General features: G+C 53.9%; 16 protein-coding genes and 7 pseudogenes. 10 read left to right on the forward strand and 13 right to left on the reverse strand.

The window, feature by feature from the left end; all coding sequences use genetic code 11:
- Window positions 1–114: 114 nt before the first annotated feature.
- Together CS369_RS01335 and CS369_RS01340 are read right to left on the reverse strand one after the other, a co-directional pair.
- A complete protein-coding gene (locus CS369_RS01335) occupies window positions 115–369 on the reverse strand; it encodes an energy transducer TonB (RefSeq protein WP_196905706.1) in 255 nt (84 codons plus the stop codon).
- 9 nt (window positions 370–378) lie between these two features.
- Window positions 379–882, reverse strand: a complete 504-nt coding sequence (locus CS369_RS01340; RefSeq protein WP_196905707.1) for a hypothetical protein — start codon at window positions 880–882, stop codon at window positions 379–381.
- 399 nt (window positions 883–1281) lie between these two features.
- On the opposite strand from CS369_RS01340, the gene CS369_RS01345 reads away from it, so the two are divergent.
- The 9 genes and pseudogenes from CS369_RS01345 to CS369_RS01380 all read left to right on the forward strand — a co-directional run bounded on the left by CS369_RS01345 (window position 1282) and on the right by CS369_RS01380 (window position 8105).
- Window positions 1282–1827 (forward strand): RNA polymerase sigma factor, encoded by a 546-nt coding sequence (locus tag CS369_RS01345; protein WP_196905708.1) that lies wholly within the window; start codon window positions 1282–1284, stop codon window positions 1825–1827.
- Window positions 1824–2087, forward strand: a complete 264-nt coding sequence (locus CS369_RS01350) for a hypothetical protein (protein WP_196905709.1) — start codon at window positions 1824–1826, stop codon at window positions 2085–2087. Before CS369_RS01345 ends, CS369_RS01350 begins: the two co-directional genes overlap by 4 nt.
- Window positions 2084–2806, forward strand: coding sequence for a FecR family protein (locus CS369_RS01355; RefSeq protein ID WP_196905710.1), 723 nt, complete (start codon window positions 2084–2086; stop codon window positions 2804–2806). Before CS369_RS01350 ends, CS369_RS01355 begins: the two co-directional genes overlap by 4 nt.
- 144 nt (window positions 2807–2950) lie before the next feature.
- Window positions 2951–3982: pseudogene (locus tag CS369_RS01360) on the forward strand (secretin and TonB N-terminal domain-containing protein); the annotation flags it as partial.
- A 38-nt stretch (window positions 3983–4020) separates the two neighbouring features.
- A complete protein-coding gene (locus CS369_RS24975) occupies window positions 4021–4533 on the forward strand; it encodes an ATP-binding cassette domain-containing protein (protein WP_244664702.1) in 513 nt (170 codons plus the stop codon).
- Complete coding sequence (locus tag CS369_RS24800; protein WP_307833629.1) at window positions 4523–4645, forward strand: hypothetical protein; 123 nt, start codon at window positions 4523–4525, stop codon at window positions 4643–4645. The genes CS369_RS24975 and CS369_RS24800 overlap by 11 nt, the downstream gene beginning before the upstream one ends.
- Before the next feature lie 62 nt (window positions 4646–4707).
- Complete coding sequence (locus CS369_RS01370) at window positions 4708–7320, forward strand: insulinase family protein (RefSeq protein WP_307833631.1); 2613 nt, start codon at window positions 4708–4710, stop codon at window positions 7318–7320.
- Window positions 7321–7503: 183 nt separating this feature from the next.
- Window positions 7504–7731 (forward strand): type II toxin-antitoxin system Phd/YefM family antitoxin, encoded by a 228-nt coding sequence (locus CS369_RS01375; protein ID WP_196905712.1) that lies wholly within the window; start codon window positions 7504–7506, stop codon window positions 7729–7731.
- 23 nt (window positions 7732–7754) lie between these two features.
- Entirely contained in the window at window positions 7755–8105 is a 351-nt protein-coding gene (locus CS369_RS01380; protein WP_196905713.1) for a type II toxin-antitoxin system RelE/ParE family toxin, read from the forward strand.
- 19 nt (window positions 8106–8124) lie between these two features.
- On the opposite strand, the gene CS369_RS24805 is transcribed toward CS369_RS01380, so the two are convergent.
- From CS369_RS24805 to epsC, 8 genes and pseudogenes are all read right to left on the reverse strand, one after another.
- A complete protein-coding gene (locus CS369_RS24805) occupies window positions 8125–8448 on the reverse strand; it encodes a helix-turn-helix transcriptional regulator (RefSeq protein ID WP_307833632.1) in 324 nt (107 codons plus the stop codon).
- A gap of 107 nt (window positions 8449–8555) precedes the next feature.
- Window positions 8556–8858 carry a hypothetical protein gene (locus tag CS369_RS24810; protein ID WP_307833633.1) on the reverse strand — a complete coding sequence of 101 codons (303 nt, stop codon included), beginning with the start codon at window positions 8856–8858 and terminating at the stop codon, window positions 8556–8558.
- A gap of 309 nt (window positions 8859–9167) precedes the next feature.
- Window positions 9168–10549 (reverse strand): annotated as a pseudogene (dbpA, locus tag CS369_RS01390) (ATP-dependent RNA helicase DbpA).
- Window positions 10550–10702: 153 nt separating this feature from the next.
- Window positions 10703–11392, reverse strand: a pseudogene (locus tag CS369_RS01395) (molybdate ABC transporter substrate-binding protein).
- A pseudogene (locus tag CS369_RS01400) lies at window positions 11389–12161 on the reverse strand (ABC transporter ATP-binding protein). Before CS369_RS01400 ends, CS369_RS01395 begins: the two co-directional pseudogenes overlap by 4 nt.
- 4 nt (window positions 12162–12165) lie before the next feature.
- A complete protein-coding gene (locus tag CS369_RS01405; RefSeq protein WP_196905714.1) occupies window positions 12166–13191 on the reverse strand; it encodes an iron ABC transporter permease in 1026 nt (341 codons plus the stop codon).
- The gene (locus CS369_RS01410) at window positions 13188–14252 is read right to left on the reverse strand and encodes an ABC transporter substrate-binding protein (protein ID WP_196905715.1); all 1065 of its coding nucleotides are present in this window, start codon (window positions 14250–14252) and stop codon (window positions 13188–13190) included. The genes CS369_RS01405 and CS369_RS01410 overlap by 4 nt, the downstream gene beginning before the upstream one ends.
- 161 nt (window positions 14253–14413) lie before the next feature.
- Window positions 14414–15352: pseudogene (gene epsC / locus CS369_RS24980) on the reverse strand (serine O-acetyltransferase EpsC).
- Window positions 15353–15595: 243 nt separating this feature from the next.
- On the opposite strand from epsC, the gene CS369_RS01420 reads away from it, so the two are divergent.
- Window positions 15596–16606, forward strand: coding sequence for an alginate lyase family protein (locus CS369_RS01420; RefSeq protein ID WP_244664699.1), 1011 nt, complete (start codon window positions 15596–15598; stop codon window positions 16604–16606).
- Between the two features lie 46 nt (window positions 16607–16652).
- Here the strand turns inward: CS369_RS01420 and xdhB are convergent.
- The 3 genes and pseudogenes from xdhB to guaD form a co-directional block, all read right to left on the reverse strand.
- Window positions 16653–18982 (reverse strand): annotated as a pseudogene (gene xdhB, locus CS369_RS01425) (xanthine dehydrogenase molybdopterin binding subunit).
- 4 nt (window positions 18983–18986) lie between these two features.
- The gene (gene xdhA, locus CS369_RS01430) at window positions 18987–20429 is read right to left on the reverse strand and encodes a xanthine dehydrogenase small subunit (RefSeq protein WP_196905716.1); all 1443 of its coding nucleotides are present in this window, start codon (window positions 20427–20429) and stop codon (window positions 18987–18989) included.
- Window positions 20426–21780: pseudogene (guaD, locus tag CS369_RS01435) on the reverse strand (guanine deaminase). The gene xdhA and the pseudogene guaD overlap by 4 nt, the downstream one beginning before the upstream one ends.
- Window positions 21781–21787 lie beyond the last annotated feature (7 nt).

Below are 21787 nucleotides of genomic sequence, written 5' to 3' on the forward strand. Positions count from 1 at the left end.
AACAAAGAACGCTTTAAGGTGGCAGTGATGTTCCATTACGTCAGGTTAAACATGGGGTTATGAGTCTCTCACCATGATCGGGGAAGACCCAATTGCATACAGTATAGCAAGGTTTTACAAATAAAACGAAATGGGTGCTACCACCTGCACCTGACCATCACCGTTCAGCTCATGCGGCAGCGGCGCGGCGCGTTTAACAATGTCCAGCGCTTCGTTATCCAGAATACGGTTGCCAGACGACGTGACAATCGCGGCGTCAATCACCTGACCTTGTGCATTTAACACCATGCTGATATGACTAATTCCCGTCGCCCGATAGCGCAATGCGGCGCGGGGATAACGTTTGAATTTCGCTAGATGCGTATGCAACAAGCTCTCTCAACCCACCTGACCGCTGATCGCTTGCTGGGCCGCGCTGGTGAAATTGGCGGCGCTACGCGTTGCTTCTCCGGCGCTGTATGCCGAGGTCGCAGGCGCGTTTTCCGCGACCGGAGGAGTCGGTTCACTACGCCCCTCAGGCTGTATCTCTTTTTTCTGCGGGCGTGGTTTTTCGCGCACGTTAACGCGTTTTTCCAGTGTCCTCTTCGCCACTACCGGTAAGTTATCCAGCACGGGATCGTCAGGTTGATCCTGCTGCTGGCGCGGTTGAGGCGCGGAAAAAACCTGTTTGGGCCCTTCTACCACCTGAGGAGGCGCTTTTTCCAATTGGTAGGCACCCAACTGTACGCTGACCACGGGCGGTAACGCGCCTTTCTGATTTTGTATCACACGCGTTGACCAGACGACTGAGATCGCCACTACTGTTATGTGAAACAGAATACTGGCGGCAGAACCACCAAGATAAAAACGTCGGGGAAGGAGAAAAACGCCTATGCTGCTCATTGCCTCTGCTCGCCATGCCTGATTATCCGGTGCAGCAACATGGAAACATGTTGCTGTAACGTAAGGGCTTAATACTTTCTTTACAGAAGATTATAGACACAACGCGAATGCAAATGATATTTATTATACAGAGCGCTCAATAAAATAAGAAACGATCGTTATTCGTGCCACAAACGACACGCTAGCAATGTATTAGAGCTGATTTTTCATGCACTTTTATTATTTACCCTAAATAATTCGAGTTGCAGGACAAAACGTTAACGTTTTGAACAGCGCTTGCGCTGGCCCTTTAGGGCGAGACTCATTTATGAGTCTCGTAACGCTGCAAGTAAGTGATTCGGGTGAACGAACGTAGCCAACGCACCTGCAACTTGAAGTATGACGGGTAACACCAGGCACATGACTATAAACAAACCATTGCGGCATTTTATCGGCAATGCCTATCAATCAACCTATCATCAATTGGAACGTTTTTTCCAGAAGCGCTTGGGAAACCGCCATGATGCCAGCGATCTGTCGCAGGATGTGTTCGCCAAATGGCTTAACCGACGGGAGGATACACCGGTTCAGGAATCCCGCGCGTTTCTGTTTAAAATCGCCAACAATGTGCTGATTGATTACTGGCATCGCCATCAGAAGCAGGAACAGTTGCAATCGCCCATGGAGGAAGAGGCACACCTGAACCACGCAGGTTCCGTCTCAGACGATCCCGCCGAGGTGCTAAATCACCAGCAGCGCTTGCAGCGTTTGTATGATGCCATTGAGACGCTTCCAGCGCGCCAGCGGGAAGCGTTTGTTCTTTGCCGGTTTGATAAGCTGTCACAAAGTGAAATTGCTGAAAAAATGGATATTTCTGTCAGTATGGTAGAAAAACATATCGCTAGGGCCATGTTGCATTGCAAGCGCTATGTGGAAAATGCGGTACACAGTGAGGAAGAACAATGAGCACAGGGCCTGACGTGCAAACAGACCCGCAATTGGTGGCGGATATCGATGAGCAAGCGGCGCTGTGGTTTGCCCGTAGCCAAAATCGCCGTATGCCCCGCACGCAGCGGCAGGCGTTGGAAGCCTGGCTGGCGCACTCGGCGCAACACTGGCACGCTTTCGAGAGCATGTTTACGCTCTGGCGCGATGCCGCTGAACTCCCGCGCCCGGCGTTGGCTTCCCGCCCCCCCAGCGTTTTCCCTGGGGATTTCGCCCATTGAAACATCTGGCTGTGGGTCTGTTGGTATTGTTCGCGCTAGTATTGCCTTACAGCCAGTGGCCCGCCCTGCTGCAAGATAGCCTGACAGTGGCGACGACCGATCAGCCGAAAACCCTTCAGCTTTCTGACGGCAGCCGCATCATGCTGAACCGGGATTCACGCTTACGCATCGTCTACCAGCACGACCAGCGTCTGCTATGGCTTGAGGCGGGCGAAGCCTACTTTAGCGTTAGCCCCGATCCGCAGCGCCCTTTTTACTTGGAGATCTATGGACGCCAGGTCAAAGTGGTCGGCACCGCTTTCGATATCCGCAAAGCGGAAGAGCGGGTAGCGGTTGCCGTCTCTCAAGGTGTGGTTGCTGTGACTACTGCACTCAATGTCCCTCAGACCTTATTGCACGCGGGTGAGAGTGCAACTAGCTACTCACGCGGCGATCGCCTCACGGTAAATCCGGTTGATCTCGCCGCCGTGGGAGAGTGGCGCTTCGGTCAGCTCAGTTTTGACAATCAACCGCTACGCGAAGTACTTGCCACGCTGAAGCCCTATTATGCCGTGAATGTCACGCTGTCGGACGCCGCATTGGGCAATCTCCCCCTTTCCGGGCAAGTCAATTTGGACGATCTAACCGTCTTTTTTAATGCGCTCCCCCTGCTGTTGCCTGTTAATGTGGTTTGGCAAGATAAGAACAATTTATTGATAAATAAAGAAAAGAAAAAATAATGCAAAAACTTGTGTTTTTCTAGATGAGGATGATTCTCATTATTAATTCTTCCTGCATGACGCTTTTATTTTGGCATGATGCTAAGACCGAAAAACATGATAACAAAACGCCGCTTCCCCTCTTTCAGGCCGTAGAAACTGACCATCGCCGTTTGCGCGGGCCTGCTCTGGTGTGGACAGACTTTCGCTAAAGACGTACAGATAGCCCTGCCAGAACAGTCGCTGGCAACATCGATCAATGCTATCGCCCGCCAGGGGCAAATTCAGGTGCTGTATGACGCAACCGCTGTAAAACAGCTGCGTGCGCCCGCCCTCAACGGCACCTTTACGCCGGAAACAGCGCTGCAAAAAATTCTGCTCGGCACCGGGTTGGAAATGGTGCCACAGGGTTCGGGCTTTGTGGTTCGCCCACAAAAAACCGCGCGTAATGCGCTGGTGATCCCGGAAACCAGCGTGCAGGGGGTGGTGGGTCGCCATCCGGCGACCGATGTGATGTCCGCGCCGCAATACCTGACTTCCGAAGAGATTGCCCAGCGCAACACCAGTGATGGTAACGTGACGGACCTGCTGAAAACCAACCCGGTGGTGCAATTTGCCAACGGCGACAGCAGTTCACTTAATCAGAGCGAAATCAAGCCATCGCGCATTTTCATTAACGGTGCCTCCAGTTTCCAGAACGCCTACAAGCTGGACGGCGTCAACTTTAACAACGATTTCGATCCGGCTAAAAACGACAATGGCGAAACGGAAACCCGCATCGACACCGGCGATCAGGGGATCTATATCGGCAGCCGGTTGATCGATAGCGTTGCCGTGTATAACAACAACATCCCGGTGGAGTACGGCGGATTTACCGGCGGCACCGTTGACGTGACCAGCCGTCGCTGGCGCGGAGAAAACAGCGCCCATGCCTACTACCGCACCACGCAATCCAGTTGGACCAAGCTGTTTAATGACGAAGCCCAGCCGATAGACAGCAGCAAGAATGACACCAGCAACCCGGCGCGTTTCCAGAACCGCTATAACAAGGAAGATTTCGGCGGCTCGTTTGAAACCGGCGTAACGGAGAATTCAGGGCTGCTGTTTTCCGCCCCACGACGCAGTTCCACCATCCCCATGTACACCACTGGCGGCGAGGGTGTGATCCTCAATGACGCTGGTGAGTTTGAGATGATTGAAAGCGCGGCGGGCCGTCAGGTCTGGGAAAATCCACGCTGTTACGCACGCTCAGTGGCCATTGGCCCTACTACACTGGCAGCGTGCAACAAGATACTCATACCTGCTGGATTACCCAGAACAGCTATCTGCCCCCCGGCCGCTTGGATACACTGCTTGCCTATCCTCGTTCGAACCAGGCTTTCAGTACGGCGCAATACCGCGATGCGCTCAACCTTGTCGGGCTGATGCCGTTAGCCGACCAATTGGAACAGGATATCGACTGGGCACAGCAACTCTCTGGCGGTGAGCAGCAGCGCTTGCTGTTCGCTCGACTGCTGTTAAACCAACCGAAATTACTGCTTCTGGATGAGACCACCTCGGCACTGGATGAATCCAGCGCACGCGCGCTGCTGCGCCAGCTTAAACAACATCTGCCGGACAGCGCCATCGTGCTGGTGAGTCACCAAACGTTTTTACGGGAAGAAGCCGAGCGCGTTATCGATTTAACCGGATACGCCCCTGCCGCAGAGCATCTCCCGTTATCAGAAGGAACGCTTCATGCGTCATAACCCATTCACCTATCGCGTTGCCATCAGCATCATGAGCCTGGCACTGCTGAGTTGCGCCAGCACAGATCGCCCATCGACTGCCAGTACTGTGCCGACGCATACAGACATGTAACATTCACACTGGACAACGGGCTTAATATCTACCTGCTGCCACGTGCCCAAAAAGGCATCGAGGTGCGCCTGTTGGTGAAAAGCGGCTCACTACAAGAGAACGAACAGCAGCGTGGATTGACACTCTTCACGGAACACATGGCGTTCAAAGGCACCACCCATTTCCCCGGCACCAGCGGGTTTAAACAGCTTGAGCAACAAGGTATCAAGCTAGGTAATCACGTCAACACCGTGACTAGCTTCAATTCCACCATCTATAAGCTCTCGCTGCCGCAGGCTACACCCGAGCAAACCGCAACCGGTCTGCAATTGCTGTCCGACTGGGCACAGGGGATCACGTTCGAGCAGGACGCCTTTGAAAAAGAGCGCTGGGTGATCGTCGAAGAGTGGCGGGTACGTCAGGGTGTGGGTTTCCGCATTAATCAGGCACTGGAACAATTACGCTATCACGGTAGCCGCTATGCCGAACGCGACCCTATCGGCCTGCTGGATATCGTTTGGCAGGCACCGCTAGACCAAGCAAAAGCGTACTATCGCACTTGGTATCAGCCTGAACGCATGGCGCTGGTGATTGTCGGCGAACTGGATCAATTTGCAATAAAAAGCGCCATTTCGCGTTACTTTTCCAGCAAGCCTGCTCAACCCGCCACGCCGGACAATCCGGAATGGCAACGCTTTGCGCCACAATCCACCCTGCTGGTCTCCCCTATCTTTGATCGTGAATATGGCGATCGGGTGATCCAGTTTTCCTTGCAACGTGATGCCACCACACCGCTAAATACCGCCGCAGGGCAACGTGACGATCTGTTGGATAACCTCTGGATACCGATCCTTAACCAACGCCTTGCGGTATTGGTAGACAACGGTGAACTCCCTTCAGCCTCGGTCAATGAGCAAGGGGCATTGCTGGATGAAAAACGGCGCCAGCAGTTGATGATTGTGCGTCCTTCAGGGCAAGATTATCAGGGAGCATTGCGCTTGTTCTGGACGGAAGTGCAACGCATGGCGACATCCCCCGTCAGCGATGATGAACTGAACGGTGTACGTCAACGCCTGCTCGCCAAGCTCAGCCAGCAGGCTGCCACCCAACAGCGTTATCAGAATGATTACTTGGCCGATCAGATAACCACAGCGTTAGCGTTCCAGATGCCTCTGTTTGACAAAAAGCAGCAGCTTTTTATGGCCCATGCGCTGATCAAAGACGTCAAGCCAGCCGATCAGCAACGTCACGTCGCGGCGTTTCTCGAGAGTGCATCGCCCCGTTTGGCCCTCATAGGCCTGGATAGCGACAGCACCACCTTTCAGCCTCAAGCGTTCACCACGCTATGGCAGCAAATTCGCCGCTCTCAGCCAGGCCCGTTTGCCCTGAAAGCCCAAGCCGTTGCGTTAACGCTGCCCGCCCCTACCGCCGGGCATATCAGTGCACATCAGCCACTGCCGCTGGACAATACCGAACAGTGGACGCTGAGCAATCGCATTACTGTCATCGTGAAAAGCGACAAGGCACTGCAAGACGACGTGCAGTTTTCGTTACGCATTCCCGGTGGCCGATCGCTGGAAATCGAGGCAACGCCGGGATTGGTGGAATGGGCGCTGAAACTACCGGAAAGCCGTGGGTACGGGGCTTACAGCAGTCGAGAGCTCGCGCTGTTTAGCAAACAACACAGTCTTACGCTCCAGCCTTATAGCGAGATGTTGTATCACGGCTATCGCGGCAGCACGCCTGCCGATGAGCTGGAAATCGCACTAAAACTGCTCTATCTGAAAATCACTCAGCCTCAGTTCAACGGGCAAAAACTGGAACAGTACAAGGCCAGCTTTGCCTCCTCGCTGAAACGGATGCCGGTAGAGCGCCAGTTTCTGGATAACATTAACCGAGAAAGTTATCTGCATGGCGATCGCTTGACCATCAGCCCTGAGGGCAACTGGCAGCAGTTTACCGCCTATCAACTTCAACAAAGCCACCAGCAGTTGTTGGGGGCGACGCAGGACATGACACTGGTGATTGCGGGGGCGGTGGATGTGCAAAAAGTGAAAGTGGCGGTGGAGCGCTGGATTGCTGCGTTACCCGCAACGGATCAACGTCTGCACTGGCGCGATGTGGGCATTCGCCCCAAAATGAGTACGCTGATCAAAACCTATCCCCTCCCCAGTTCGGATAAAAGCATGATCAGTATCCAGTTCGCCGCCCCCGCCCAGTGGTCAGCGCAAGAGGCCCTGGCACTGCAATTGCTGGATACTATCGTTAGCCAGCGTTTGCGGTTTGCGCTGCGTGAACAGGCAAGCGGCATTTATTCGTTGGGCTTTGCTTCCATGCTCGCCAAGCTGCCCGTGCCCTATTACACCGGTCGATTAAATTTTACCACCGCACCGGAACGCGCAGAGGAAATGACACGTCTGACCCAAACAGTGATCGCGTCATTACGCCAGCACGGTGTGACAGAAAAGGAGCTTAAGGAAGCCAAAAACCTCTGGCGCACCGAAAAGCAACCCGCCTGGCAAAGCGCAAGTTTCTGGGCCGATGCGCTGGCGCAAACGGCAGCCGATGACAAAAACTTTGCTCGTCTGGATCAGGAACTCGCCATCTGGAATCGCCTTACCGTGGCTGATATCAATCGGGTAGCGGCACGCTATCTGGGACAGAACGAAAAAGTCTTTATGCTGACGCCACCGTGAGGCCGCAATGGCCATGATGATTTGTCTCAAATTGAAGCGGTGAGGCGCTTTCAAGATTGACGAAAATCCAAATATGGTCCACACTCAGACCATGTTTGGGTTTGTCTGTCACGCGGTATCGTGTGACACAGGATCTCCCTGTGATGCGCCCCGCGATATTTAAAGTAAACCACAGGAGTCATTATGAGAGTCGAAACCATCAGCTATATTAAAAAGCATGCGGCTGCGCTTGAGCTTTCTGAGCCGATTTTGGTTACTCAAAATGGTATGCCCGCTTATGTTATTGAGTCTTTTGAAGAAAGAAAGCAACGCGATGATGCGATCGCCCTGTTAAAACTGCTGACCATTTCCGAAAAAGATCTCGCGGAAGAGCGGGTATTTGCACGCGACGAATTGCTAAATGGAATTTAACGTTCCAATGACAGGGAGTCAGTATGACCGCACGGCACAAAACAGGAGTCGATGTCACCTATACAGAAACAGCAAAGTTCTGTGTAAACAAAATAGCGTTCTTCCTACGCAGTAACAATACCGATCATCGTTCTGTGTTACAGCTTGCGATCCAAGAGTTTGAAAATATCGTCACAGCGTTCCCTGCAAGCTGCCCTATCTCACCGCAGTTATTTAAATTGGGCTGCATGAAATACCGTGAATGTAATACGGAAAGCGGTTATCGGTTCTTTTATTCCATTAACAGCGTACAAAACAGGATTGTCGTGCATGTTATTCAAGCACAGCGCGAAGACATCCAACAGCTTCTTTTCGATCGCATCATTGCACGCTGAAGCCGGTGTCTGGATCGCGCTACCAGAAAAAATCCACCTTCTGTTTTAACAGACTTCTTGGCATATAATCGTTCAGCCCTACCGTTCTGCAATATTCGATCAAGCCATTGAGCGATGTGGTTTGCACTTTAGTGTAAATGCCGTTCAAGCGATTTTGCACCGTACGATAGGAAAGGCACAGCCTGTCGGCAATCTCCTTTGCCGAGAGTCGTCGAATAGCGAAGGAGATGATTTCCAGCTCACGCGGAGTAAAAATATCGACGGGTGGGGTAAGCGTAATAACGGTGGGTTTACCGTTATTAAAAATAATCATATACCGAATAGAAATTAAATGCTTTGGCATAAAACATCGTGCCTAATACTTTGCCATCACCAGCGTAAATCGGAAATTTGGCACAATACCAAGGCGCAAGAATCGCCTCACGACCAAAATGCGCCGTTTCTATAATCTCAGCCCCCCTCTTTGCTCTGTTCAGCTTTTCTATCGTGCGCTTGTAACTCCGGGGCTAATTCACTCCAAGAGACCGGAACCTCCGAATCCAGTCGACCTTCAACATCAAATCCTTTAGGGATGTTGCAAAAGTGCATTGCGGCTTGATTCATGTAGACAAATTTTGATTCGTTGCTCTTTATTCCCCAAGGAATCGACGCGTGTTCCATAACAGAAATCAGGGGAATATTTTCAATGGTGCTGAACACGATGGTTTTCTTCTCTTTATTTTTCGCCATCATCCATACTGGTTTCTGTTTCACACTCAATCAACACATTATCTCACAGTATAAAATCATTATAATCAGATCGATAAAAGAGTCCCTGGTGCCAGCCTATCGTCGATAACAAAGATATTATACGTCTAAAAAGATAGAGTATATTATACTCTAGCATAACGAAATGGCTTCAAACAGGTGCTACTGACTTACTCATCGCTGAAGTTATTTTTCTATTAACCTGAAAACCAGATATGTATAAATGAATAACTGAAGAAGATAATTAATAGTTTATATATAATATAAATGGTACTGGACATCCGTAAAGGGCAGGCTAAACCTGCCCTCACACGATTATTTCAATAACCGGGCCTTGCAGCTTTTTCCTTTGATTTTACCTTTAAGCAACTGCTGCAACGCACGTTTGGCGCTGGCCTTACGAATTGCCACGTAAGCATGCATCGGGAACATATCAATTTTACCGACTTCTGCCGCCGTCAATCCCGCATCGCCGGTTAATGCCCCAAGAATACACCGGGCCGAATCTTGGCCTTTTTACCGCCATTAATGCACAGCGTCATCATCTCCGGCTCAAGCATCGCTTCTGCGTTGCGCGTGAGGGAATCAGAAGAAGCCCACTGCACTTTCATGCCAAGCACGTCTTCCAACAGGTTCACACGTGCCATTTCCTGCGGCGTGCACAGGCTAACGACCACGCCTGGCTGACCGGCACGCTCAGTACGGCCGATGCGGTGCACATGCACTTCCGGATCGAACGCCAGTTCAAAATTAACCACCAGTTCCAGGTCTTTAATATCCAGACCGCGCGCCGCCACATCGGTAGCGACCAGCACACGGCAACTGTGGTTGGCAAAGCGCACCAGAACCTGATCGCGATCGCGTTGTTCGAGATCGCCGTGCAGTGCTAACACGCTAATCCCACGCGCTTCCAGCGTTTCGAACACGCTCTGGCAATCATGTTTGGTGTTACAAAACACCACGCAAGAACGGGGTTGATGATGATTCAAGACGGCAACTAGCAGCGGCAAACGCTGTTGCGGAGTGGTCTCGTAGAAATGTTGTTCAATCGCGGGGGCAACTTCATCGTCCGTCACGTCCACGCGCAGCGGCTCGCGCTGAACACGGGCGCTAATCTGTTCGATTTCCTGCGGATAAGTGGCGGAAAACAGGAGGGTTTGCCGCTTGGGCGCGGTATAGGAAATCACATCATCAATGGCGTCGCTAAACCCCATATCCAGCATACGATCGGCTTCATCCAGCACCAACACCTTAAGGTTGTCCAGCAACAAGGATTGCTTGCGCAGGTGTTCCTGAAGCCGGCCCGGCGTTCCCACCACAATGTGCGGCGCATGCACCAGCGAGTCAAGTTGCGGCCCCATCGGCTGACCACCGCACAGCGTAAGGATTTTGATATTCTGCGTAAAGCGCGCCAGGCGGCGTAGCTCTTTGCTCACCTGATCCGCCAGTTCACGCGTGGGGCATAGCACCAGTGCCTGGGTGGTAAAATCACTCACCACGATGCGATTCAACAAGCCAATACCAAATGCCGCCGTCTTCCCGCTGCCGGTCTTCGCTTTCACACGCACATCCACACCGCTTAACACGGCAGGGAGCGCGGCAGCCTGAACAGGCGTCATTTCGCTGTAGCCCAGTTCATCAAGATTAGATAGCTGCTCCGCAGGCAGCGCCAGAGAAGAAAAAGAAGTTGTACTCACAGTGATTGCTCTACCAACGACGACAAAGGAAAGACACGCTGTCATCAGGCACAGCGCATATGAGCCGCAATCATAGCAGAATTTGTCATGAGTAACCGATTTACCGCGTCAGACCAGTGCGGTAAACCCGTTACTGACCAGAAAATCCTGCCCTCACGGTGACAAGATGGCGTCTGCCAGCAGACGTGCCTCCGGACTGACAGGGTTCAACAGTGCCAACATATATTCCGCTGTGATGTTGTAGGGCGGCGGTACGACAACCACGTGTAAATCCGGCTGATTCAGCAATAGCGGCAAATAGCTGGAATAGCCGATGTGCATATCACTTTGTCCACTTCGGATCAGATAACTCCCTGCGGTCATCCCCGGCGGGACATTGTGCGTCATCTAGCCCCCGACTAGCGGTTTGGCCTTGTTGCGCAGTAATCTGCCGGTGCCGGGATGATGTTGTTCAATACGTTCAAACAGTTGAAAAGCGTAATCGCCACCGGGATCGTTTCCTGGTGTTGACGTTGAGAGCACAAACCGGGGGTCGCACAGCGCGGATAACCAGTGCTGCGAGGTCAATTGCGGTACATTGCGTATCGCAATGCACAGGTTATTGCGGGTAAAGACCATCGTGTCGTGCGTCAGACCTAGAATTTTCAAGCGCAGAGGGTGAGCGCAGTTTGCCGATGCAAAGAGATCGACCTCATCCCCTTGCTCGATTTTCTCACTCAACAGCCCCGCCGGACCGAACGTTGTCATCACATCCAACGCGTGGCTTTCAGAAAATACAGCCAGCAGCGGTGTCAATGCGTTACGCAGGCTGCACGCCGCATAGAGGCGTATAGGAAGCGTCATCGCGGCTCCGTTAAGGTAAACAGGGGGATCAGTGCCTGATAAGGCTGCTGCAAAGGCATCTCAAGCGTAACCTGCCGCACGGGAATACCGTACAGACGGGTCAGATTCTCTTCTGTCACCACCGTATCGCGGTGGCCGTAGAGGTATTGTTTGTCTGCCATCAACAACAACGCCCGCTGCGCGATCGCCAACGCATGAGACGGATCGTGCGTGGTGAGTACAATACACAGCCCTTGCTCGCGCGCCAACTGTGTCAGCAATTGCACCACCTGCGCCTGGTTATGCAAATCAAGTGCAGCGGTCGGTTCATCAAGGATCAGCGTCTGGCATTCCGAGGCCAGCGCGCGAGCGATTAATACCAGTTGCCGCTGCCCGCCCGACAGCTTACTAAAATTATAATCGGCCAGCGTCGCGATACCCAGCATCTCCAGCGCACGGTGCGCCGCAGCAATATCGTGCGCCGTGGGCAGGGAAAACAGCGCAATACGCCCCGCACGCCCCATCAGTACCATATCCAGCACACTGTAGGAGAAAGGCGGCGTAAAAAGCTGTGGCACAAAACCCATCCCCCCTTCCCGCTGCACCGTGCCAGCTAGCGGCAGCAGAAAACCGAGCAGCGTGTGCAGTAATGTAGTTTTTCCCCGACCGTTGGCCCCAAAATGGCAGTGATTTCCCCAGCCCGGCAGCACAGTTCGAGCGGTGAGAAAAACGGCTCTCCCGCGTGATAGCCATACGCCAGCGCCTGTGTAGATAGTCGAATCAGTGACATAGTATCAACCTCTGCGCTGCCGTTGCGTTTTATACAGCAGCACGGCAAACAGCGGTGCACCAAACAGCGCCGTAAGTATCCTCAACGGGATCTCTGCATCACTGAGCGTGCGCGCCAAATCATCCACCAGCACCATAAACCCGCCACCAAGCCAGAACAATACCGGCAATAAACGCCGGTGATCGGCCCCAACCAGCATGCGCACAACGTGGGGGATCACCAGCCCAATCCAGCCAATCCAGCCAATACTGCCGCTCACGGCCACCTGCGCAGCCACCACCGCCGCGCACAGGCTCAGCACCAGCCAGCGCACTGGTTGCACCGCCATGCCCAGCGTGCGCGCATCCTGCTCTCCCATCGATAGCACGTTAATGTACCAACGCAGGCGCAGCAGCAGTCTCCCCGCCAGACCGAGCGGCAGCACCAGTGTGACCAGTTTATCCCAATGGGTGGTGGCGAAACGCGCCAACAGCCAAAACACAATACTCGGCAATTTTTCTTCGATATCCGCCAGATATTGCATCAGACTGACCAGTGCACCGAAAAAGCCGCTGATGATAACCCCCGCCAGTATCAGGATGAGGGCATTCTGCTTGCCCAACGCGGCAGCCATCATGAACACCAGCAGCAGGGCGGCCATGCCAAACGTGAACGTCGAGAGCAGCAGAAACAGTGGCGTCCAGCACAGCAAGATCGCCAGCGTGCCGCCAAACGCCGCACCGGCAGAGACGCCAATAATGTGTGGATCAACCAGTGGGTTACGGAACACGCCTTGCAGCGTGGCACCGCTCAGGGCTAACCCGGCTCCGGCACACAGCGCGAGCAGCACCCGAGGTAAGCGCACACTCCACACCACCTGGCGTTCAATGTCACTCAGCGTCGGATTGCTGTCGGACAAAGGCTCGACCAGTATCTGTACAATGCGCCACGGGGAAAGGCCATAGCTCCCAAGTCCCAATGAGCACAGGGCAATCAACAACGTCCCCACCACCACAGTCAGCAGTGTAATACGATAGCGTTGCGACGTCATTGTGCTGCTGGATTGTCTGCGCGGTAATCCATACGGTAGAAGCGCTGGTAATAGTCATTCGCGGCTTTTTGCATGTCCACATCGGCAAAGCGTTCCGGATAGAGCTTTTTCGCCATCCACAGTTCGCCAATGGCTAACGCCTCCGGCATCGGATATCCCCATGCTTTGGCGTATTCGGGCATCAGATAGACCCGATGCTGTTTCACCGCATCAATGGCCTGCCAGGCCGGGTCGTTGATAATCTGCTGCACCACGTCCGGGTAGCGATCTTGCACGAAAATAACCTGTGGATTCCAGGCCAGCACATTCTCAATAGAGACCTGTTTGAAGCCTTTGATGGAGGCTGCCGCTACGTTCATAGCACCAGCGTGAGACATCATCAGGCCGGTGTATTTTCCTGAGCCGTAGGTGGTCAGATCGGGGTTGGCCATGTAAACACGAATACGCTTCTCTTCAGGGATAGCAGCGATGTGGGCACTGACTTTTTCCCGTTCGCTAAAGGTATAACTGATGAGCGCTTCTGCCTGTTTCTGGCGTTCCACTACATCACCGATCAAGCGGATGCCGATTTTAAGCCCTTCGTTATACGCGGTATTTTCATCGCTCATGATCGGATTGATTTTGTCAGCCTCCCCCGGCTTGTCCTGACGCAAGGAGATCGCCACCACCGGGATGCCCGCACGTTCAATCTGTGAGATCATTTCCGGAGGTGTATAGTTGGCAACAAAGACGACCTGCGGTTCGAGTTTCAGTAGACTTTCAATATTCACCTGTGTCAGATCGCCCGGCATCGGTAAATTCGCCAACTGGGGGGCAAGGCGCAGATAGCTGTCCCCCAATTGCTTTTTCCAACTGGACAGCACACCGACCGCACTTTGTTGCGCATCCAACTGTACCAGCAGATTCAGCGTTTGATGCTGCAAGACCACCACGCGATTAACGTGATCGGGAATCGTGACATTACGCCCTAACTGATCGGTGACCTGACGCGCCGCCCACGCAGAGGAAAACGCCATAAGCAGCCCGACAACCCCGAGTGTATAACCTATTTTCTTTATCATGTTGATGTCCTGGTGTTTCGATATATACAGAACAATACAACGATCGCGATCAAGAAAATACTGATCTCGCTCATAATGCGATTTCATTACCAATAAGGGAGTAGGCTATGCACCCACTTAAGGATGAGGAAGTGCGGTTATATGCTGGAGTGTCCGACGAATTAAATACCGTCACCGTCGCGATACTGAGTGTGCAACACGCTAGCCTGGCGCACATTGCTGTCCGGCAGCACATCGTGCATCAGCCAGACGTTTCCGTCAATGCTGGAGCGCGCACCGATGGTAATACGCCCTAATAATGTCGCTCCGGCGTAAATCACCACATCGTCTTCCACGATCGGATGTCGAGGATAGTTCTTTTGCAACTGCCCGTCATTGTCAGTGACAAAGCGTTTGGCACCGAGCGTGACCACCTGATAAAGCCGCACACGTTTGCCGATGATCGCTGTCTCGCCAATCACCACTCCAGTACCGTGATCGATAAAAAAACCTTCGCTGATCTGGGCCCCGGGGTGAATATCAATGCCTGTTTCGCTGTGCGCCTTCTCCGTCATGATACGCGCCAACAGCGGTAGCCCCAGTTGATACAATTCGTGGGCCAGTCGGTAATGCATCACCGCATGAATACCGGGATAGCACAGCAGCACTTCATCCCGACTGCGCGCGGAAGGATCGCCCTGATACGCGGCCTGAATATCGCTGTCCAGACGTTGCCGAATCACTGGCAAGTGCGTGGCAAACTTACGGATACGGTGCTCAGCGTCCTACGTCTCGGGTGATGTGACGCCGTGCTGCGTTGGAGTGCCTGCCTGATAGTGCAATTCAAGCGCCGCCTCTTCCACCAGCGCATCGAGCGCGGTGCCCAGCAGATAGCCGACGTAGTAATCTTCCCCCTCTTTACGCAAATCGGTGGCACCCAATCGCATGGGATACAACACCTTAATCAGCGTATCGGCAACGCTATGGATACTCTGTTTTGAGGGCAGCAACCGTTTATTCTGATAATCGCCCTGAGAAAAACGGTCACGCCATTGCTGACGCACACGGCGTAATTCATCAACGACCCCATCCAGATGCCAATGATTATTTCGTTGAGAAATAAACACTAATTCACCTAATTCCGACATCATGTTTTCCTCTCAAAGGCCTGCAATGGATTGGGATGACCTATTTTCTCAATTGTTATGCGTGATCCACTCACAAAACAAATACTGTTATCGGCTTTGCATAGCCAATAAATGAATAAACCACACTGAACAAAAAAGCTGAATGTGAAACAGCGCTAAACCCAACCTGGCGCATTCCAGTATGATGTGGTGATTGATAATCACAGGATGCTTGTTATGGATACCGTCGAATCGACGCTCAGCCGTTTTCGGCGATTTCACCGTGTTCCCGCCGCGCTGGGAATACTGACCATGCTGTTGCTACCAGCAGTACAGGCCAGTGAAGGACTTTACAACAAGGTTACGGCCCCCTCAACCCAGGCATTATTATCCACGGTCGCGCATCCACCATCCTCCAAACCGCAAGCGATACCGATCGTGCACACGGAAGGCACCTTGCCTCATCAGGGCATCTACGATATGTCTAACGCGGCACGGCGTGATTTCAGCTATATGCGCGATCTGGCCTTGGCCTGGCAACGGACTCAGGATGCTGCGCTGCTGTCACGCTTGACGTTCTATCTGGATGATTGGATGAAAACCTATCAACTGAGCTTTAACCCTATCGACGAAACCAGCTTCGACGGGTTGATTGAAGCATACCGGTTGACGCGCAGCGCCCTGCCGGAATCCACGCGTGAGCGCACCCGCACTTTCCTACATGCAATGGCAACCGGGTACTTACAGACGATGGACGAAAACCAGAATAGCGCCAAAAAAATCTGGAGCAACAACTGGCAAAGCCATCGCATTAAGTTAGTTACCATGAGCGCGGTGGCTATAGATGACGCCACGTTGCAGGCAGAGGCCAAAGCCGCGTTTATCCGTCAGTTAGATGCCAATATTCATGCAGATGGAGAAGTGATGGATTTCACCGAACGCGATGCCTTGCACTACGTGGTCTACTCGCTGGAGCCGCTGCTGCGCGCCGCCATGGCAGCGCAGTTGCAAGGTGAGAACTGGATTAACCTGAAAGGCCGCCATGGGCAGAGCCTGCGTACCGCGCTGGAATGGCTCAAGCCCTATGCCGACGGTGAAAAAACGCACGAGGAGTTCGCCAATACCGAGGTACGCTTCGATATCGAGCGCCGTAAAGCCGGTGTTAAAGGGTTCGACGGACAGTGGCAACCCAGCAATGCCGCGAATGTCTATTGGTCTGCCAGCGTGCTGGATCTCCGCTATCTGTAGACAGAGCGGCAGCTCAACAAAACGCCAGCGCGCTGGCTGTGGGCGATTACGCCCTGCCAGTGACGCCAGCCTGCGATCGTTGCAGCGCTCGCCATACCCGTTCCGGTGTGGCGGGCAGCTCAAGCAAAATGTGGGGCTCGGCATCATTCTGGCTCGCCACCGCATCCTGCAACGCACACCAGATAGCAATGCCCAACATAAATGGCGGCTCGCCCACCGCCTTGGAACGGAACACCGTGTCTACCGCGTTATCCGTTTGTGGCAACAGTTGCACGCGAAAATCATGCGGAATATCCGCCACGGTCGGGATCTTGTAGGTGGCACCGGTATCAGTCAGCAAACGCCCCTGCGCGTTCCACAACAGTTCCTCAGTGGTAGCCCACCCTATTCTCTTTACAAACCCACCCTCTACCTGACCAATATCCAGCGTCGGATTCAGTGAAGCGCCCGCATCGTGCAAAATGTCCACGCGATTTACCTGATATTCACCGGTCAGCGTATCGACCACCACTTCGGCGCAGGCTGCGCCATAAACAAAGTAGTAGAAGGGTTTTCCGCGCCTGGCGTCACGATCGTAATGGATACACGGCACCCGATAATATCCCGTTGCCGACAGCGGCACCTGATTGAGCCATGCCAACTGCGCGATCTGCGCAAAGGTAAAATGCTGCTCACCCGCACGCACGACGCCATTGCAAAAGGCGACATATTCGGGAGCGCAAGAATAAAGGCGACACAGCAAGTCGACCAAGCGCTGCCGGATGATTTCCGCTGCCTGCTGCGCGGCTTTGCCATTCAAATCGGCAGCGCTGGACGCCGCTGTCGGGGAGGTATTCGGCACCTTACCAGTATCGGTAGCTGTGACCTGAATGGACGCACTATCAATTTGCAGCACCTGTGCCACAATCTGCGCGACCTTGGTATTCAGCCCCTGCCCCATCTCGGTTCCGCCATGATTAAGCTAAATGCTGCCATCGGTATACACCAACAGCAAGGCCCCCTCCTGGTTGAGAAAGGTCGAGGTGAAATAGATACCGAATTTGATTGGCATCAGCGCCAAACCGCGCCGCAACACAGGATGGTGCGCATTGAAATCCTCAATCTCGGCACGACGTTGCTGATACTGGGCGCTGCGTGTCAGCCGTTCGGTGATGTCATCAAGCAGATTCTGTCCCACCGGTTGGTGATAGTGGGTGATATTGCGCGCGTTAATACTGCCGTCGTGCGCGCCATAATAGTTGCGCTTGCGCACTTCCAGCGGGTCCAGATGCAATGTGCTCAATCACCTGCTCGATCGCAACCATGCCCTGAGGGCCACCGAAACCGCGAAAGGCCGTATTGGAAACGGTATGGGTACGACAGCGATAACCGGTAATACGCGCATCACCCAGATAGTAAGCGTTGTCAGCATGGAACATGGCGCGATCGACAATCGAGCCAGACAAATCCAGTGAGTGGCCGCAATTCGCGGCTAAATCGATCTTCACCCCGCAAAATACTCCGCGCTCATCAATGCCGACCTCGTAGCGCACAAAAAAAGCGTGGCGCTTGCCAGTAATACACATATCGTCACGCCGTGACAGGCACATTTTCACCGGCCGTCCGGTCAATCGTGCCGCCAAACGCACCGCCCATACGCCGCATCTCAACGGTCACCTGACTCTGGCTAACACCTAACACTGAGGCAACCAGCTTTTGTACTTCGGTCGGGTTCTGAGTGGAGGCCTGGACCGTGACCGTTTGATGCTCGCCGGGATAAACCAGTGCCGCCTGCGTTTCCAGATAAAAATGCTCTTGCCCACCGATATGAAATTCCCCTGTCAAACGCTGTACCGCGCGCGCCAGCGCCGCATCCGCATCACCACGCTGTTGCACAAAGGGGCGCTCAACGTAATGCTGCTTTTCCAGCGCTTCACGCAAATTCAGTATCGGTGTCAGCACCTCATAGTCGATGATTGCCACCCGAGCGCCCAATCGCGCCGTCTCACGGGATTCTGCCGCTACCACCAGCACCATCTGCCCGGCATAGTTCACCTCGCCATCCGCCAGCAACAGATCCCCCGGAGCCAGTGCGCCGATATCTGGGTTCCCCGGTATCTGCTGCTGGGTCAGCACCGCCACCACGCCGGGAATGCGGTAGCAAGGTTCAACATCAATCTTCAGAATGCGGGCATGGGCGTGATCACTCTGGCGCGGGCAGAGGTGCAGCAGCCCCTCCGGTTCCGGTCGATCGTCGATGTAACGCGCCTCGCCGCTGACGTGCAGGGCGGCACTTTCGTAAATACGGCTGTGCCCAACACTGCCAGACAGCGGCTGAGCGAATTGCGCCTGCAACGCTTTTTGCGTCGGTGCAGGCGATGAAGGGTTATGCGACACGTTATTATGCGACATGGTGTGTGGCCTCCATTGCGACGTCTTCTCCCTGTATGCAGAAGAAGTAACGCAGCAGCAAATTCCTGGCGAGCTGCATACGGTAATCGGCGCTGGCACGCGCGTCACTGAGTGGTGTGAAATCCTGCGCCAGCACCTGACTGGCCGCCATAACCGTCTCCCGGTTCCAGGGCTGATGCAGCAGCGCATGCTCACTGCGTTTAGCCCGACGTGGGATCGCATCCATCCCTCCGAAAGCGACGCGCGCCTGCACAATACGTCCCTGTTCGATATGCAAAGAAAAAGCGCCGAACACGATAGCGATATCGTCATCGGTCCGTTTGAATACCTTCCACGCGCGAAAGTTGTCCAGCAGCACCCCACGCGGGATCAGGGTCTCGCGAATAAACTTGCCCGGCGCTAATGCCGTTTTGCTGTAAGCCAGGAAAAATTCACGCAACGGTATCGTGCGGAGATCCGCTCCCCGCTGTAACAGCAATTCAGCATCCAGAGCCAACAACATGGGAAGAGTATCGCCTATTGGTGATGCGTTGGCAATGTTGCCCCCAAGCGTAGCGCGATTACGGATCTGGCGTGATGCAAAGCGCTGCAACGCCTGAGCAAAAGCAGGGAGTGCGGCGTGTAAGCGATGTTCACACTGGGTAATGGTCAATCCGGCACCAAGATGGATATGGTTGTCATCCGTATAGGCGTTACGCAGTGTCTCTACCTGTTCCCGCGCGATCGCCGGATGAGGGGCAGATCCGGCTTGTGCCATGTCCAACATCAGATCAGTCCCCCCTGCCAGCAAGCGCGCCTGTGGATATCGCAGATAACAGGCCGCCAGCTGTTCCAGCGAGGTTGGCATAAAGCAGCGTTGCTCCTCACCGGATGGCTCCTCGGCGACCTCGCTCGCCAGTGCATTCAAACGTGCGACGGTGCGCGCTTCCTGTCGGGTAAAGCTGTCCACTATCGGGTGTTCGCACAACTGGCGCGCGGCGTCCATGATGGGCCGATAGCCGGTACAGCGGCATAAATTTCCTGCCAATGCCTGCTCCGCCTGCTTACGATCCCATCCGCTGTGCTGTTTTTGCAGCACAAACAGGGACATCACCATACCCGGCGTACAAAAAACACATTGTGACGCATGCAGATCCACTACCGCCTGCTGCACCGGGTGCAGTTCTCCATCCTGCCGCAGATCTTCTACCGTGATTAACTGTTTACCCTGCAATGCGCTCAATGGCGTCAGGCAGGCACTGGTGGTTTCATAACAGATACGTCCTTGCTCCACGCGGCCCAGCACGACAGTGCAGGCACCGCAGTCGCCAGAACCGCAGCCTTCTTTGGTTCCGGTGCGACGCTTACGCTGGCGCAGGTATTGCAATACGGTCAGCGCAGGATCGCCATCCCGCTCCACGACCAATGCGTCGTTGAGTAAAAAGGCGGTCATGCGGCCACCTCCTGACAGTCAGCCTGCCAGACAGGACGCCCATTGACCCAGGTGGCAACCACATTACGATCGTCACCCAGCGTCATCAGCACAAACAGCCGCTCCATAATGTCCTGGCACTTGTCATCACGCAGGCGTTGTAAGGCGGTGACAGCAGGATCGATAACCACGAAATCTGCGGTTTTCCCTGTCGCAAAATTGCCGATTTCATGCTCCAGATTCAGCGCACATGCGCCTCCCAACGTGGCGTGGTAGAATGCCTCACAGGCTGACAGCCGGTACTGTTGCAGTTGCCCGACTTTGTAAGCATCTCCCAATGTTTGCAGCAGACTGAACGACGTTCCCGCCCCCACATCGGTACCCATGCCAATACGCACGCCCTTGTGCCAGCTCTGCTGCAAACGAAACAGCCCGCTACCGAGAAACAGGTTAGAACTGGGGCAAAACGCCACGGCAGATTGTGTCTGGTGCAGACAGTCCCAATCCGCATCATCGAGGTGGATAGCGTGTGCAAAAACGCTGCGCCGACCGGTCAAGCGGTAGTGGTGATACACATCCAGATAGTTGTCCCGATCGGGATAAAGCTCGCGTACCCAATCCACTTCCTGCGGGTTTTCGCTCAAGTGCGTTTGTAGCCAGGTATCGGGAAATTCTTCGCGCAGGCGCTGCGCGGCGCTCAGCAGTTCCGGTGACGATGTCGGCGCAAAACGCGGGGTGGTGGCATAGCCCAGACGTCCACGGCCGTGCCAGCGCCTGATCAACGCCTGGCACTGGCGATGGCTGTTTTCTGCCGTTTCGACCAGGTTGTCCGGCGCATTGCAATCCATCATCACTTTGCCCGCAATCAGGCGCATCCCCAACCCTTGCGCAGCGCTAAACAGTGCCTCTACGGATTCAGGGTGTACGGTGGCAAACACCATGGCGCTGGTGGTGCATTTACTCAGCAGTTGTTGCAGGAAAAACGCAGCCATCCGTGTGGCATAATGCATATCGCCATATCGCCATATCGCCATATCGCCATAGCGGCTTTCGGCAGGAAAGGTGTAGCGCTCGAGCCACTCCAGCAACTGCTCACCGTAGGCACCAATAATTTCAGCCTGTGGAAAGTGGATATGCGTATCGATAAAACCCGGCAAAATCACTTTTCCGCGATAATCGATCAGCGACCAGCCCGCTTTCACACGCGCTTCGCCTTGTTGCCAGGGGTATAAACCAACGATTTTTCCCTTCTCAATCAGCAACACACCATTGTCAATAAACGGGCATGCTCAGCGATCTGCTGCGGATTCTCTGCGGGTGCTTCAATATCGAAAAACGCGCTGCGGATAGCGTAATGGTTGCATACGGTCATGCTGTTT

It is taken from the genome of Candidatus Symbiopectobacterium sp. 'North America', assembly GCF_015762685.1.
Classification (GTDB): domain Bacteria; phylum Pseudomonadota; class Gammaproteobacteria; order Enterobacterales; family Enterobacteriaceae; genus Symbiopectobacterium.